This is a genomic window from Streptomyces sp. NPDC046862 (assembly GCF_040704615.1).
In the GTDB taxonomy this organism is placed as follows: Bacteria; Actinomycetota; Actinomycetes; order Streptomycetales; family Streptomycetaceae; genus Streptomyces.
Genome location: NZ_JBEYXP010000063.1, coordinates 1 through 15195, shown reverse-complemented (window position 1 = coordinate 15195; position 15195 = coordinate 1). Strand labels below are relative to the sequence as shown.

Sequence of the window (15195 nt, the reverse complement as noted above, 5' to 3'; positions counted from 1 at the left end):
GCTCAGCGGCTCACGCCTCGAACACCTCACGCACCAGCTGCTCCTGCTCGGCCTGGTGGCGCTTCGCGGAGCCCACCGCCGGGGACGAGCCGTGCGGGCGCGAGATGCGCCGCAGACGCTCGCCGTGGGGCACGTCCGCGCCGACCGCCAGGTCCAGGTGGTCGATCAGGTTCAGGGCGATGAACGGCCAGGCGCCCTGGTTGGCCGGCTCCTCCTGGGCCCACAGGTACTTCTCGGCGTTCGGGTACTTGGCGATCTCCGCCTGCACCTCGGCACCCGGGAGCGGGTACAGCCGCTCGAGGCGGATGATCGCCGTGTCCGAGACGCCGCGCTTCTTCCGCTCGGCCTCGAGGTCGTAGTAGACCTTGCCCGCGGTGAAGACGACCTTCTTGACGGCCGCCGGGTCCACCGAGGCGTCGCCGATGACCGGGCGGAACTGGCCGGTCATGAACTCGTCCGCCTTCGACGCCGCCGCCTTCAGACGCAGCATCGACTTCGGGGTGAAGACGACCAGCGGCTTGTGGTGCGGGTTGTGCACCTGCCAGCGCAGGAGGTGGAAGTAGTTCGACGGCAGGGTCGGCATCGCGACCGTCATGTTGTTCTGCGCGCAGAGCTGCAGGAACCGCTCCGGGCGGGCCGAGGAGTGGTCCGGGCCCTGGCCCTCGTAGCCGTGGGGGAGGAGCAGGGTGACGCCGGAGGTCTGGCCCCACTTCTGCTCCGCCGACGAGATGAACTCGTCCACGACCGTCTGGGCACCGTTGACGAAGTCGCCGAACTGGGCCTCCCACATGACCAGGGACTCCGGCCGGGCGAGCGAGTAGCCGTACTCGAAGCCCATCGCGGCGTACTCGGACAGCAGGGAGTCGTAGACGTTGTAACGCGCCTGGTCGTCCGACAGGTACAGCAGCGGGGTGTAGTCCCCGCCCGTCTCGCGGTCGATCAGGACCGCGTGACGCTGACCGAACGTGCCGCGGCGGGAGTCCTGGCCCGAGAGGCGCACCGGGACGCCCTCAAGCAGCAGGGAGCCGATCGCCAGCGTCTCGCCCATGCCCCAGTCGATCGCGTCGTCCTCGATCATCGCCGCCCGGCGCTGCAGCTGCGGCAGCAGACGCGGGTGGACGGTGACGCGGTCGGGGATGTTGACCTGGGACTCGGCGATGCGCTTGACGACCTCGGCGGACACGGCCGTGTCCACGGAGACCGGGAAGCCCTCCTGCGGGTCGTGGGACTCGCCCGACGCCGGCTGCGCGGTGGCCTCGCGGACCTCGGTGAAGACCTTCTCCAGCTGGCCCTGGTAGTCCTGCAGCGCCTGCTCGGCCTCTTCCAGGGTGATGTCGCCGCGACCGATGAGGGACTCGGTGTACAGCTTGCGCACCGAGCGCTTCTTGTCGATCAGGTCGTACATCAGCGGCTGGGTGAAGGCCGGGTTGTCCGACTCGTTGTGACCGCGGCGGCGGTAGCAGATGAGGTCGATCACCACGTCCTTGTTGAACGCCTGGCGGAACTCGAAGGCCAGCCGCGCGACGCGCACGACCGCCTCCGGGTCGTCGCCGTTCACGTGGAAGATCGGGGCCTCGATCATGCGGGCCACGTCCGTGGCGTACATGGACGAACGCGAGGACTCGGGGGCCGCGGTGAAGCCGACCTGGTTGTTGATGACCACGTGGACCGTGCCGCCGGTGCGGTAGCCGCGCAGCTGCGACATGTTCAGGGTCTCGGCCACCACGCCCTGGCCCGCGAAGGCCGCGTCGCCGTGCAGGGCCACCGGCAGGACCGTGAAGTCCGTGCCGCCCTTGTTGATGATGTCCTGCTTGGCGCGGGCGATGCCCTCCAGGACCGGGTCGACCGCCTCCAGGTGGGAGGGGTTGGCGGCCAGGGAGACCGTGATCTGCTCGCCGTCGAGACCGGTGAAGGTGCCCTGGGCACCCAGGTGGTACTTCACGTCGCCGGAGCCGTGCATCGACTTCGGGTCGAGGTTGCCCTCGAACTCGCGGAAGATCTGCGCGTACGACTTGCCGACGATGTTCGCCAGGACGTTCAGGCGGCCGCGGTGGGCCATGCCGATGACGACCTCGTCGAGGCGGGACTCGGCGGCCGAGTCCAGCACCGCGTCGAGCAGCGGGATGACGGACTCGCCGCCCTCCAGGGAGAAGCGCTTCTGGCCGACGTACTTCGTCTGCAGGAAGGTCTCGAAGGCCTCCGCCGCGTTCAGCCGGCGCAGGATGCGCAGCTGCTCCTCGCGCTCCGGCTTGGTGTGCCCGCGCTCGATGCGGTCCTGGATCCACTTGCGCTGCTTCGGGTCCTGGATGTGCATGAACTCGACGCCGGTGGTGCGGCAGTACGAGTCGCGCAGCACGCCGAGGATGTCGCGCAGCTTCATCATCGACTTGCCGGAGAAGCCGCCGACCGCGAACTCGCGCTCCAGGTCCCACAGGGTGAGCCCGTGCTCGGTGATGTCCAGGTCGGGGTGCTTGCGCTGGCGGTACTCCAGCGGGTCGGTGTCGGCCATGACGTGGCCGCGGACCCGGTAGGAGTGGATCAGCTCGAAGACGCGGGCGGCCTTCGTGACGTCGTCGTCGTGCGAGGCGTCGATGTCCTTGAGCCAGCGGACCGGCTCGTAGGGGATGCGCAGCGCCTCGAAGATCTCGTCGTAGAAGCCGCTCTCGCCGAGCAGCAGGTTCGCGACCTGGCGGAGGAACTCGCCGGAGGCGGCGCCCTGGATCACCCGGTGGTCGTAGGTCGACGTGAGCGTCATGACCTTCGCGATGCCGAGCTTGTTGAGCGTGTCCTGGGAGGTGCCCTGGAATTCCGCCGGGTAGTCCATGGAGCCGACGCCCATGATCACCGACTGGCCGGGCATCAGACGCGGCACCGAGTGCACGGTGCCGAGACCGCCGGGGTTGGTCAGGGAGACCGTCACGCCGGTGAAGTCGTCCATCGTCAGCTTGTTGTCGCGGGCGCGACGGACGATGTCCTCGTAGGCCTGCCAGAACTCGAAGAAGTTCAGCGTCTCGGCCTTCTTGATCGCCGCGACGACCAGCTGGCGGTCGCCGTTCGGCTTGACCAGGTCGATGGCGAGACCGAGGTTGACGTGCTCCGGCTTGACCAGGGTCGGCTTGCCGTCCTTCTCCGCGAAGGAGTGGTTCATCGACGGCATGGCCTTGATGGCCTGCACCATCGCGTACCCGATGAGGTGCGTGAAGGAGATCTTCCCGCCCCGGGCGCGCTTGAGGTGGTTGTTGATGACGATGCGGTTGTCGAACAGCAGCTTCACCGGGACCGCGCGCACGGACGTGGCCGTGGGCAGCTCCAGGGAGGCGTTCATGTTCTTCGCGACGGCCGCGGACGGGCCGCGCAGCGTCACCAGCTCGGGACCCCCGGCGGGCGCCGCGGCGGGCTCGGCCTTCTTCGCCGGCTTCGCGGGCGCGGCCGCGGCGGGCTTGGGCGCGGCCGGTGCGGCGGCGGGCTTCGGGGCCGCGGGGGCCGGCGTCGCCGCTGAGGGGGCGGCGGCCTGGGCCGGAGCCGAGGGGGCCGCGGGCGCGGCCGGGGCAGCGGGGGCGGCCGGAGCGGCCGGCGCCTGCGCGGTGGTCGTGCCCGCCGAAGCCGGGGCGGCAGCCGCCCCTGGCTTGTAGTCGGCGAAGAAGTCCCACCAGGCGCGGTCTACCGAATTCGGGTCCTGGAGGTACTGCTGATAGATCTCGTCGACGAGCCACTCGTTGGGCCCGAAGGCCGCGGCGGGGTCCTTGCCCGCTCGGTCGGCGTCGGTCGAGATGCTCGAGTTACTGGGGGACTGTGGCGACACGGCGCTAACCGCCCTCTTCCGCTTCACAAGGTGATGGACAGCGGAAATAAAGGCTACGCCTCCGTGGCGGCGAAGGTCAGGCCGGGCCGGTCCATCGTCGTGTAAGTCACATCGGAATGCGTGTTTCAGGGCTGGAAATGGCGGGAAACAAGCGAGGTTCCGGTTGAGGGAGCATGCTGCGGCGGAGGCCTGCGGCGATGTGCGCGGGGCCCTGCGCGGAACGACAGCCTGATCACACGTGTCCGCCAGCGCGGACGCACACGGATCTTGCGGCTCCACATCGAACTTTACGTCAACTTGGCAGAGATGGAAGTCCCGGACGTGTGACATGGATCAGGCCAGGTGCGTTTGGTGGTTGGCCGGATGCGTCTCGTCTGCCGGGTTCTTGAGCGTGGGCGGTGCGCGTTGTGTGTGGCTGGTCGCGCCCACGCGGCGGAGCCGCGAAATGTCACAGTCCCGCGCCCCTGAAAAGCCTGGGCGCGCCCGGCAGCGGTCGCTTACCCGGCAGCCGGGTACGCCCAGGACTCATGAGCGCGCAAGTGCCTCAGCCCGCTGTGCGCTGGCCCGGGATGCCTGGGAGGTTCACCTGGATGCGGCAGCCGCGTTTGGACTCGGCCACGCCGATGCGGCCGCCGTGGAGGTCGACGGCCCAGCGGGCGATGGCGAGGCCCAGGCCCGTGCCGCCGTCGCTGCCGGGGCCGTGCGGGGAGCTCACGGCGCCACGGTTGAAGCGTTCGAACACGCGGTGCCACTCGGACTCGGGGATGCCCGGGCCCTCGTCCAGCACCTCCAGGTTCAGCGACTCGGGCGTGTTGCCGCGCCGCGCCTTCACCGTCACGCGGCCGTGCGGCGGGCTGTGCTTGACCGCGTTGTCGATCAGGTTGGCCACGACCTGGTGGATACGCTCCGGATCGGCGTGCGCCGTGAGCTCCGGAGGGTGCACGTCCAGGTGCAGGTGGACGTCCGTGCGCGTGTGCTTGCCGGAGTCGGAGGCGATGCCCCCGCGTGCCGAGGCGACCATGTTGGCCTCCTTGAGGACACCCGACAGGTAGGGCCACACCTCGAACCGACGCTTGCGGAGGGGGACGACGCCGTTGTCCAGGCGGGAGAGGTCCAGCAGGGTCTCGACCAGGCGCCCGAGGCGCTCCGTCTGCTTCAGCGCCGTACGCATCGTCTCGGTGTCGGCCACCGACACGCCGTCCACCACGTTCTCCAGGACCGCCCGCAGACCCGCGATGGGCGTGCGCAGCTCGTGCGAGACGTTCGCCACGAGCTCCTTGCGCTGACGGTTCTGGGCCTCCAGCTCGTCGGCCATGAGGTTGATCGTGTGGGCCAGGTCGCCCAGCTCGTCGCGGCGGCCGTCGTTCACCCGGCGCGTGTAGTCGCCGTGCGAGATGTACCGGGCGACCGCGTTCATCTCGTCCAGCGGCGCGGTGAGTGAATGCGCCACGAATTGCGTGATGAGAAGTGTGGCGATCATCGAGAAGACCGTGATGAAGCGGAGCTCGGTCTTGGTGTGCACCGCGATCATCGACAGACCCGTGGTGATCAGGACCGAGACGACGACGAGCGTGCCCAGCTTCGTCTTGATCGAGAACGGGCGTACACCGCCCCAGGGTCCCGCACCCTTGCGTGACTCACCGAGACCGCTCATACCGCCATCAGCCCCCTACGCGACCACCGGCTCAGGGTGTCGGGGTCTCCAGCGCGTACCCCACACCGTGCACCGTGCGGATCCGCTCCGCCCCGATCTTCCGCCGCAGCGCCTTGATGTGGCTGTCCACGGTCCGCGTCCCGGACGCGTCCGCCCAGTCCCACACCTCGGCGAGCAACTGTTCGCGAGAGAGTACGGCACGCGGGGTGTTCGCGAGGCACACCAGGAGGTCGAACTCGGTGGGCGTGAGGTGCACGTCCTCGCTGCGCACCCGCACCCGACGCTGCGCGTGGTCGATCTCCAGCTCGCCCAGGCGCAGGATGCCCGAGCGCGGGGTCGACGCGGCCAGCGCGGCGCGCTCCACCCGGCGCAGCAGGACGTGCACGCGCGCGGCCAGCTCCCGCATGGAGAAGGGCTTTGTCATGTAGTCGTCGGCGCCGACGCCGAGCCCGACCAGCATGTCCGTCTCGTCGTCCCGCGCGGTGAGCATCATCACCGGCACCGGCCGCTGTGCCTGCACTCTGCGGCAGACCTCCAGGCCGTCGAAGCCCGGCAGCATGATGTCGAGGATCAGCAGGTCGGGCTGCCAGGCCTCGGCGGTGTCGACGGCGGCCGGACCGTCGCCCGCGGTCTGCACCAGAAACCCTTCGGCCCGCAGGCGGGTCGCGATGGCGTCGACGATCGTCGGGTCGTCCTCAACGACCAGGACCCGGCGCTGCGCGCCCGGGGTCGCCGCCGTGCCGTTGTGGGAGGTGTGTGTCTGCTCCATCGCCCGCCCCTGTGTTGCTTTCCGGAATCCGTGGGGTGATTCCTTGATTGCGCATGACTGCGGTTGCCGCATGAATGATCGGCGTCAGAGGAGCAGCGTACGGGCAGTTACGGTGCCGCGGCTATCCAGGGCGGATCGCGAGGTGCACGACGTCGGGAACGCCTCGGGCAACCCGGATCTCTTCGGTACGCACCTGTTGGAACCCGGCATTCCCCAAGGTTTCCTCGAATTCCGTTGAGGGCTGCGCCGACCATACGGCGAGTACCCCGCCCGGCTTCAACACTCTTGCGCAGCTTGTGAGTCCGGATGGCGAGTACAGGCTGTCGTTGTCCTCGGTGACGGTCCAGTCGGGCCCGTTGTCGATGTCCAGGCACAGCGCGTCATATGTGTCGGACATCTCATTGACGAAATCCACGAGATCGGCTTCCGCGATCTCCGTACGAGGGTCCGCGAGCGCCTCGGAGGACAACTCGCCGAGAGGGCCGCGCCGGTGCCAGTCGATGACGGCCGGCTCGCGCTCCACCACGGTGATGCGCCCCCACCGCGGGTTGGCCGCCGCGTGCGCGAGCGAGAAACCGACGCCCAGGCCGCCGATCAGCACGCTCGGCTCCGGCCGTTCGTCCAGGGCGTCAAGGGCCGCGTCGACGAGGAGCCGCTCCGAACGGCCGTCGGAGGTGTCCATCAGGAAGCACCCGTTCGCGATGATCTGCAGCAACTCCCCGTGACGCCGTAACGCGACCTCGCCGTACGGGCCCTCGCGGCGATCGATGACTTCGGGGATGCCGTACTCGGGGACGTCGTACGAGGTGCTCATGGGCCCATCCTGGCAGTTCCGTCACGCAGGGCTCCGGGAATTTCCGCGCCGGGCGGCGGGGTTGCGCGTGTGGCCGGTGGCCCGGTGGCCTCCTGTGACCGGGTTGCTTCCTGTGAATCGACTGGGAATCGCGCTTCGCGTGGCGGGGATCACAGACAGGGGCGTACGGGACGTCAAGGCTGGGGTGGAACGACTGGGGCGGAACGGAGGGAGCGGCTCACTTGGACACCGTGGACGGGGCCGCGCCGCCCGACGTGACGCCGCCGGTCGCCGGGCCCGTACTGGACGGGATCCCGTCGCCGCGTGCCTCGACGCCCGAACCGTCAGGGGCTCCGACGAGCACGGAGCTCGCCCCGCGACCGTCGGCCCGCCCGCGCGCCAAGCGTGTGCGGGCCCTGCTTCCCACCCCGGCGGCGACGCCCTTCACGCTCGTGTACGCGGCCGTCCTGCTGGTCACCTCGGCGATCACCGAGTACGCCGACCCGTCCCTCGTCCACACCCTCCACCAGGGCTCCAGCACGGATGTGGCGCACCTGGTGCAGTACCCGGCGCTGGTGCTGTTCGCGAGCGCGCTGTGGGTAGTGGGCGGGGTCGGGTCGCCGTACGCGCTGGGTCTCGTGGTGGTCCTCACCGTTCTGGAACACCGCATCGGGGGCCGGCGCACGGCCGGTGTCTTCCTGCTGGGTCACGTGGGCGCGACCCTCGCCACCGAGGTCCCGGTCGGCCTCGCCGTCCTGGCGGGCCACCTCCCCGAGAGCTCCCTCCACCGTCTCGACTACGGCATCAGCTTCGGCGTGGCGGCGAGCGTGGGCGCGCTGGCGGGGCTGCTGTCCCCGTGGCTGCGATGGCCGTTGCTGGTGGCCTTCGGCGGCGTGCTGGTCGACGACCTGATCGCCTTCCAGGATCCGATGACGAACTGGGGGCATCTGATGGCCCTCGGGATCGGGGTCGCGACGTGGCCGGTGATACGGCGGTCGCTAGGCGGTGATGCCGTGGCTCCCGTGCGCCTTGATATGCCGTAGTAGGGCGGCGAGTTGAGGGCGGTGGGTGTGGAGTACGACGGTGGGGGTGTCGCTCTCGCGGAGGGCGAGGGTGGGGTGGGTGCGGGCGAGTTCGAGGCAGTTCGTGCCGTCACCCGATCCGGAGTACGACGACTTCTGCCAGCCGATCTCGGACATGTCCCCGCCTTCAGACGTGTTCCGCAAGGGAACGGATGAACTCCCGTGACTCCTTCACCGGGAGCGCGGTCTTGATGATGCGCTCCATAAGCACACGGTAGTTCGAGAGCTGGGTGTGTGCATCGAGGAATTCCGAGCTGGTGGCTGAATCGACCTGCACGGTGTCGAGCTGGGGGACGGGCCCGGACGCGTACATCACGGTGAGCCCAGGTAGTGGGAAGCCTCCCGCGCTGAACGGGATGACGCGCACCGTGACGTTCCGCCGTAGCGAGGACTGGCTCAGCTCTTTCAGCTGCGTGCGCATCGCGTCCGGCCCGCCGAACTGAAGTCGAAGTGCTGCCTCATGGATGACGAACGTGCATGCTGGAGGCTCGTCGCGGTCCAGGATGTCGCGGCGCTTCATACGGTGGGACAGCCGGCGCCGCAGTTCCTGCGCGGGCCAGGCGGGCACCGTCTCGGCGATGACGGCGCGGGCATACTCCTCGGTCTGGAGGAGTCCGGGCACATGCATCGCCACGAACACGCGCAGGCTGGTCGCGTAGTACTCCAGCTCGGCGAGATCGAGTCCGCCAGTCGCGATCTGGCCCCGGTACTCCTCCCACCAGCCTCGATGCCGCTCTCCGGCCATGGCGGCCAGTGCTTCCGCGTACGTCGTGTCCGGGCAGGAGTAGTGGGCGGCGAGTGTGCGTACGCGGTCCGGGCTGAGGCCGAAGCGAGCCAACTCCGTGTTGGTGACGTGGGAACGGTTCGTGCCCATGCGGTCGGCTGCATCCTGGATGGTCATCCCGGCTGCCTCGCGCATGCGGCGCAGTTCTGTCCCGAGCCGTCGCTGCCGTTCTGTGGTGAAGCTCCGAGTAGCCATGAATGCCTTCTTGTTGGCCGGTGCGCGTCCTGTCGATCCACTCGATCGGGTCGAAGGGATGCCAATGTCGCCATTCAGGGCGAACTTGTTATCCCAATACCTTACGGTGAGTGGCGGACCGGTTACACCGTAACGGGTCAATCTCTGCGCGCCCTGGGAGAGTCACCATGGACCAACGCCTGCCCGAGCCCCCCCCGCCGAGTGGGAGTACACCCTCCAGGTCCCCCACGACCCACTCGCTCCCTCCATCGCCCGGGCCACCGTCGGTCTCGTGCTGGACCGCCATGGACTCCCGGAACTCACGGACACCGCCGTCCTCCTGGTCTCCGAACTGCTCACGAACTCCTGCCGCTACGCGCCGGGCCCGGCCTCCGTGCGGCTGAAGTGGGCGGACAAGCGGCTCAGGGGGAGTGTGTGGGACACGGGGGCACTCCTCCCGCAGTCCAGGAGCCGCCCTGAGCCGGATGCCGACGGAGGGAGAGGGCTCACCCTCGTGGATCTGTGTGCCGACGCGTGGGGAAGCTTCGCGCTCGGCCTTGCCCGCGGCAAGGTGGTGTGGTTCGAGCTGCTGAGCAACTCGCCGGCTACTCGCGACGTTGAGCTGGCGCCTCTGAGGCAGCCGTCGGCCCTGTGAATTTCGCGCTCGTCAGCGGTGCCGCCACCGTCCACCCCAGCGACTGGTACAGCGCCCGCCCCGCCGGCGTCCCCGCCAGTACGCCGCTCTTCGCGCCCTCTTCGACCGCCGCGCGGGCGAGGGTGCGCATGAGGAGGGTGCCCAGGCCGCGGCGGCGGTGGGCGGGGGAGGCCTCGATCTGGTCGACGACGGCCGTCTCGCCGGTCGGGGCGATCTGGCCGCGTGCCGCCCGGGAGCCGTCCGGCGCGACGACGAGCACGCGGGTCACGCCGCAGCGTGACCAGATGCGGAGCTCAGGTGGCCCGGCTCCGGATCGACCCACCAGTGCGAGATGAGACCAATTGGCTTCTCAGTCCCAGCGACACGCCGTGAGATCGGTGTGTCGCTGGGACTCGCGAGCCACTCGGCGACCCTGCGGCGGTTCATTCACCAACAGCGTCTGTTGGTGAAGGGCCCGAGCCGGTGGCTTGATCGGTCCGCGAGTCTTGATCGCTGCCGAGCCTGTTGATTGGCTGGGCGGCATGACTGATCTGGGACCTGTCACCTGGCCACCTGCCCCGATCAGGACCGAGAGGCTCGTGCTCCGTGAGTCCGAGGCCCGGGACCGTACGGCGTTCATTGAGCTGCTGGCGTCGCCAGAAGTGCACACCTACCTCGGCGGCCCTCGCCCGCGTGACGAGCTTGAGCGCGAGCTGCGCGGCGTGCCCGAGCAGTGGCCCGGGAGTTTCGTCGTTGATCTCGACGGGGCGATGATCGGCCAGATCCTGCTCAGGAGAGCACCGGAGCACCGTCGCCCGGCTGCCGTGGGGAAGGTCGATCTCGGCTACCTGTTCCTGCCGCGAGCGTGGGGATGCGGGTACGCCGCCGAGGCCTGCGCGGCGGCACTCGGCTGGTTCGACGGAGTCCTTCCCGGCGAGCCGGTGGTGCTCGCCACCCAGACCGCCAACGTCGGCTCGATGCGCCTCGCGGCAAAGCTGGGGTTCACCGAGGTGGAGCGCTTCCAGGCCTGGGACGCCGAGCAGTGGCTCGGCCTGCGGCCCCCGGTCACGCCCTCCGATTGAGCTCGTGCTCGACAGCGCGGATCCGCAACTCGACGATGGGCGGTGCGGAGAGCGTCGGCGGAGAACGCCTGACATGCGCCCTGCTACGTGATGCCAGGAGCCGCCTGATCGGTCTCCCGGACCGCCGGCCTCGACCAGTCGGTCCGGCGCTCACTCACCCGAGGCCTGAGCGGTGCCCCTCACGCATCCTCGTGCCGTGTGTGCACATGGCCATCAAGCGGGAAGGCGGGTGGCGCTGCGGGCAGGACCTTGTCGAAGTCGTACCGGCTCTTCTGCGCGACGCGGCACGAAGCCAGGTTGTCCACCTGGTGCAGCAACTCCAGCCGCTGCAGTCCGTCAGCCCTCAGGGCGGCAAAAGCCCAGCCTGTGAGTGAATTCAGGGCACGGGGCGCCACCCCTCGCCCGCGAGCGTGTGCCGCCGTCCAGTAGCCCACCTCGGCAGAGGGATTGCCGGGAACTACTCCCTTGAGAACCACCTCGCCGACCAACTGCCCACGATCTGAATCGGGTTGCGCTGCAAAGACCGCGAAACTGAACCGGGCGCCTGCCACCCAACCCCGCTCTTGTGTCCGCACCCACCGGGCCGCGTCGGCCTCGTCGTCCACGACAGTGCTCGTCCAGCGGCGCAGTACTGGATCCCGGTACGCCTCGACCAGCGCGGCAACGTCCTCCATGCACCACGGACGAAGAAGGAGAGCGGGAGAGGACGGCGTTGAACCTGCACGCAGGGTAACGGTGTCATTCACCAGCTGATCGTACGCGGCAGTTCTGCCCTGAATTCTGATGCTCAGCAGTACGGCGGCTGGTTGGTCAGGGACGCCGCCACTCGCATCCAGACGCCGAACAGTCGATAGAGGCTGGGCACAGTGCCCTGGGCCTGGACGGTCCGGGTGTCTGCCTGGGTGACCCCTGGAATTCCCAGGAGCATCGAGGCCACCGATGCCGACTGCCAACGGACCCGGAGGGTGGACGGGGCCGCAGTGACGACTGGAGCCTTCGGCGGTGTGGAGAGACTGGCGGCGACCGCTTTCTCGATGGCCGCACGTGTCTCTTCCGCCGGGCGCAGATCTGCCGCGAATCGGTCCCGCGCGTACTTCACGGCCACAGTTGTCACTGAGGCGTCCCATTCCGTCATCTCCGCGCAGGCACAGTCGTCACCGGTGAGGACCGTCACCGGAACACCGACGGCGGCCGCGGTGGCGTGGGCCAGGCCGATCTCGCCCACAGGCCGGCCGTCCAGCCACATGTCTTCGATCTCGTGCCCCATGAAGCTGTGACTCAGTACGCCGAGCGCGCCGGCCCGCGAGTGATAGCCGACGCAGATCGCGGCGTCGTGCTCGGGGGTCACTCCTTCGAGCATGCCCATCGGCTTGGGCCTGCCGCGGATGAGGCGGGCCGCCGGGTGCAGGGTCTCGGGCAGGAGGTTGCGCATGGGGCCATGCGCGTCGTTGACGGTGATGTCGGTGGCACCGGCCGCGACGGCTCCCCTGATCGCGGCGTTGACGTCCTCCGCCATCATCAGCCGTCCACGCTCGTAGTCCCGGCCGCCGGGCTGGACGTCGTCGGCGTCCACGAGCCCGGTGACGCCTTCCATGTCCACGCTGATGTAGATCCGCACGCGCAATCTCCTCAAGCTTGATCGTCGAGGAGACGCCGGCCGCTCTTCCTCCGGTTCCTTCACCAGTTCACGATCATCTTGTTTCGGCCTGGGCCGGCACGGCTCGTTCGAGCTGCCGACCCGCCAAATCACAGGCCGAGTCGTGATCGCTGAGGGCGAACATCGAGAGGGAACATCAGGAGGCTCACAAGCATTGAGTCCCAGTAGCTCAAGTTGATTGTCGAGGGGAAGATCATGGCTGCTGAGAACGCTTCGTCCACACCGCTCACCCTGCCCGTGCTGCCGCTCGACGACGAGGTCGTGCTGCCGGGAATGGTGGTGCCGCTGGATCTGAACGACGCCGATGTGCGGGCCGCGGTGGAGGCCGCCCAGGCCGCCGCGCGCTCGGAACCGGGGAAACCGAGAGTGCTGCTGGTGCCGCGGATCGACGGGACCTACGCACGTACGGGGGTGCTCGGCACCGTCGAGCAGGTGGGACGGCTGGCCGACGGAGATCCTGGGGCGCTCATCCGCGGGCGCGGGCGGGTGAAGATCGGCGCGGGCACCACCGGGCCCGGGGCCGCGCTGTGGGTCGAGGGCACACGGGTGGAGGAGACCCTGCCCGAGCCGCTGCCCGGGCAGGTCGCCGAGCTGGTCAAGGAGTACAAGGCCCTTGCCACCAGCTGGCTGCGCAAGCGCGGCGCCTGGCAGGTCGTCGACCGCGTGCAGCAGATCGACGACGTCTCCGCCCTCGCCGACAACTCCGGTTACTCGCCGTTCCTGTCCACTGAACAGAAGGTGGAGCTGCTGGAGACCTCCGACCCCGTCGCCCGGCTGAAGCTCGCCACCGAGCAGCTCCGCGAGCACCTCGCCGAGCAGGACGTCGCCGAGTCCATCGCCAAGGACGTACAGGAAGGCGTGGACAAGCAGCAGCGCGAGTTCCTGCTGCGCCGCCAGCTCGAAGCCGTCCGTAAGGAACTGCGCGAGCTGAACGGCGAGAAGGGCGGGAAGGACGGGGAGGAGTCCGACGACTACCGGACCCGTGTCGAGGCCGCCGATCTCCCCGAGAAGGTCCGTGAGGCCGCCCTGAAGGAGGTCGACAAGCTGGAGCGGTCCAGTGACCAGTCGCCGGAGGGCTCCTGGATCCGTACCTGGCTCGACACCGTCCTCGAACTGCCCTGGAACGAGCGGACCGAGGACGCGTACGACATCCGGGGCGCCCAGGCCGTCCTGGACGCCGAGCACGCCGGCCTGGAGGACGTGAAGGAGCGCATCACCGAGTACCTCGCCGTGAGGAAGCGGCGCTCCGACCGTGGGCTGGGTGTCGTCGGCGGGCGGCGCGGCGGTGCCGTGCTCGCGCTGGTCGGGCCGCCCGGTGTCGGCAAGACCTCGCTCGGTGAGTCGGTCGCCCACGCCATGGGACGCAAGTTCGTGCGCGTCGCGCTCGGCGGCGTGCGGGACGAGGCCGAGATCCGAGGGCACCGGCGGACGTACGTGGGCGCCCTGCCCGGCCGTATCGTCCGGGCCATCAAGGAGGCCGGGTCCATGAACCCGGTCGTGCTGCTCGACGAGATCGACAAGGTCGGCTCCGACTTCCGGGGCGACCCGGCCGCCGCCCTGCTCGAAGTCCTGGACCCGGCACAGAACCACACCTTCCGGGACCACTACCTGGAGGTCGAGCTGGATCTGAGCGACGTCGTCTTCCTGGCCACCGCGAACGTGCTGGAGGCCATCCCGGAGGCGCTGCTCGACCGTATGGAGCTGGTCAGGCTCGACGGGTACACCGAGGACGAGAAGGTCGTCATCGCGCGGGACCACCTGCTGCCGCGGCAACTGGAGCGCGCCGGGCTGAAGGGCGACGAGGTCACCCTGGACGAGGGAGCGCTGCGCAAGCTCGCCGGTGAGTACACGCGTGAGGCCGGCGTACGGAACCTGGAGCGGTCCGTCGCCCGGCTGCTGCGCAAGGTCGCGGCCCAGCACGAACTCGGCGAGCGGGAGCTGCCGTTCACGGTCACCGAGGCGGATCTGCGCGGGCTCATCGGGCGTCCGCACCACGTGCCCGAGTCCGCTCAGGACCCGGCGGAGCGGCGCACGGCCGTGCCGGGCGTGGCCACCGGACTCGCCGTGACCGGCGCGGGCGGTGACGTGCTGTACGTGGAGGCGTCCCTGGCCGACCCCGAGACGGGCGCCGCCGGGCTGACCCTCACCGGCCAGCTCGGTGACGTCATGAAGGAGTCCGCGCAGATCGCGCTCAGCTTCCTGCGCTCGCACGGCGCGGAGCTGGAGCTGCCCGTGGGCGACCTGAAGGACCGGGGCGTGCACATCCACTTCCCGGCGGGGGCCGTGCCCAAGGACGGTCCGAGCGCGGGCGTCACGATGACGACGGCACTCGCCTCGCTGCTGTCCGGCCGGCTGGTCCGTACGGATGTGGCGATGACCGGTGAGGTCTCGCTGACCGGGCGCGTCCTGCCCATCGGCGGCGTCAAGCAGAAGCTGCTGGCCGCGCACCGGGCCGGTACCACCACGGTGATCATCCCGAAGCGCAACGAGCCCGACCTGGACGACGTGCCCGCCGAGGTCCTGGACAAGCTGGACGTCCACGCCGTCACGGACGTCCGTCAGGTCCTCGAACTGGCCCTCGCTCCGGCGGAGGTGACGGTTCCGGCCGCCGCCTGATCCGGGCCGGTCCCGACGGTTCGGGGGGAGGGGGCGGGGTTTTCCCCGCCCCCCCCCCCCCCACCCCACCCCAACACATACGAAGAGCACACCACAGAAAACCAATAACAATATTTAAGTTATGTTATTGGGTGTTGGTGTTGAGAAT

Annotated in this window: 12 protein-coding genes and 1 pseudogene; 4 read left to right on the top strand and 9 right to left on the bottom strand. The window is 69.3% G+C overall.

The window, feature by feature from the left end; genetic code table 11:
• Positions 1-10: 10 nt before the first annotated feature.
• The 4 genes from AB0959_RS44735 to AB0959_RS44720 form a co-directional block, all read right to left on the bottom strand.
• Positions 11-3802, bottom strand: a complete 3792-nt coding sequence (locus AB0959_RS44735; protein WP_366832637.1) for a multifunctional oxoglutarate decarboxylase/oxoglutarate dehydrogenase thiamine pyrophosphate-binding subunit/dihydrolipoyllysine-residue succinyltransferase subunit — start codon at positions 3800-3802, stop codon at positions 11-13.
• Positions 3803-4346: 544 nt separating this feature from the next.
• Positions 4347-5456, bottom strand: coding sequence for a HAMP domain-containing sensor histidine kinase (locus AB0959_RS44730; RefSeq protein WP_366832636.1), 1110 nt, complete (start codon positions 5454-5456; stop codon positions 4347-4349).
• 31 nt (positions 5457-5487) lie between these two features.
• A complete protein-coding gene (locus AB0959_RS44725) occupies positions 5488-6225 on the bottom strand; it encodes a response regulator transcription factor (RefSeq protein ID WP_366832635.1) in 738 nt (245 codons plus the stop codon).
• Between the two features lie 121 nt (positions 6226-6346).
• A complete protein-coding gene (locus AB0959_RS44720; protein ID WP_366832634.1) occupies positions 6347-7039 on the bottom strand; it encodes a spermidine synthase in 693 nt (230 codons plus the stop codon).
• A 221-nt stretch (positions 7040-7260) separates the two neighbouring features.
• On the opposite strand from AB0959_RS44720, the gene AB0959_RS44715 reads away from it, so the two are divergent.
• Entirely contained in the window at positions 7261-8061 is an 801-nt protein-coding gene (locus tag AB0959_RS44715) for a rhomboid-like protein (protein WP_366832633.1), read from the top strand.
• Here the strand turns inward: AB0959_RS44715 and AB0959_RS44710 are convergent.
• Entirely contained in the window at positions 8017-8217 is a 201-nt protein-coding gene (locus AB0959_RS44710; protein WP_366832632.1) for a DUF397 domain-containing protein, read from the bottom strand. The genes AB0959_RS44715 and AB0959_RS44710 overlap by 45 nt on opposite strands.
• 10 nt (positions 8218-8227) lie before the next feature.
• Positions 8228-9079 carry a helix-turn-helix transcriptional regulator gene (locus AB0959_RS44705; protein ID WP_366832631.1) on the bottom strand — a complete coding sequence of 284 codons (852 nt, stop codon included), beginning with the start codon at positions 9077-9079 and terminating at the stop codon, positions 8228-8230.
• Between the two features lie 247 nt (positions 9080-9326).
• Here AB0959_RS44705 and AB0959_RS44700 point away from each other — a divergent pair, with 247 nt between their 5' ends.
• A complete protein-coding gene (locus tag AB0959_RS44700) occupies positions 9327-9713 on the top strand; it encodes an ATP-binding protein (RefSeq protein WP_366832678.1) in 387 nt (128 codons plus the stop codon).
• Here AB0959_RS44700 and AB0959_RS44695 read toward each other — a convergent pair.
• Positions 9664-10005 (bottom strand): annotated as a pseudogene (locus AB0959_RS44695) (GNAT family N-acetyltransferase); the annotation flags it as partial. The gene AB0959_RS44700 and the pseudogene AB0959_RS44695 sit on opposite strands and share 50 nt — an antisense overlap.
• Before the next feature lie 229 nt (positions 10006-10234).
• On the opposite strand from AB0959_RS44695, the gene AB0959_RS44690 reads away from it, so the two are divergent.
• Positions 10235-10774: a GNAT family N-acetyltransferase gene (locus tag AB0959_RS44690; RefSeq protein WP_366832630.1), complete on the top strand. Its 540-nt coding sequence runs from the start codon at positions 10235-10237 to the stop codon at positions 10772-10774.
• A gap of 179 nt (positions 10775-10953) precedes the next feature.
• On the opposite strand, the gene AB0959_RS44685 is transcribed toward AB0959_RS44690, so the two are convergent.
• Positions 10954-11520: a GNAT family N-acetyltransferase gene (locus tag AB0959_RS44685; protein WP_366832629.1), complete on the bottom strand. Its 567-nt coding sequence runs from the start codon at positions 11518-11520 to the stop codon at positions 10954-10956.
• Positions 11521-11561: 41 nt separating this feature from the next.
• Positions 11562-12392, bottom strand: coding sequence for a M55 family metallopeptidase (locus AB0959_RS44680; protein ID WP_366832628.1), 831 nt, complete (start codon positions 12390-12392; stop codon positions 11562-11564).
• A gap of 234 nt (positions 12393-12626) precedes the next feature.
• Here AB0959_RS44680 and lon point away from each other — a divergent pair, with 234 nt between their 5' ends.
• Positions 12627-15047, top strand: coding sequence for an endopeptidase La (gene lon, locus AB0959_RS44675; RefSeq protein ID WP_366832627.1), 2421 nt, complete (start codon positions 12627-12629; stop codon positions 15045-15047).
• The last annotated feature ends 148 nt before the right edge of the window (positions 15048-15195 follow it).

Bases quoted from the DNA above. Each gene is read 5' to 3' on its own strand.
- AB0959_RS44730 (WP_366832636.1), bottom strand. From the start codon at position 5,456: ATGAGCGGTCTCGGTGAGTCACGCAAGGGTGCGGGACCCTGGGGCGGT.
- AB0959_RS44725 (WP_366832635.1), bottom strand. From the start codon at position 6,225: ATGGAGCAGACACACACCTCCCACAACGGCACGGCGGCGACCCCGGGC.
- AB0959_RS44720 (WP_366832634.1), bottom strand. From the start codon at position 7,039: ATGAGCACCTCGTACGACGTCCCCGAGTACGGCATCCCCGAAGTCATC.
- AB0959_RS44710 (WP_366832632.1), bottom strand. From the start codon at position 8,217: ATGTCCGAGATCGGCTGGCAGAAGTCGTCGTACTCCGGATCGGGTGAC.
- AB0959_RS44705 (WP_366832631.1), bottom strand. From the start codon at position 9,079: ATGGCTACTCGGAGCTTCACCACAGAACGGCAGCGACGGCTCGGGACA.
- AB0959_RS44690 (WP_366832630.1), top strand. From the start codon at position 10,235: ATGACTGATCTGGGACCTGTCACCTGGCCACCTGCCCCGATCAGGACC.
- lon (WP_366832627.1), top strand. From the start codon at position 12,627: ATGGCTGCTGAGAACGCTTCGTCCACACCGCTCACCCTGCCCGTGCTG.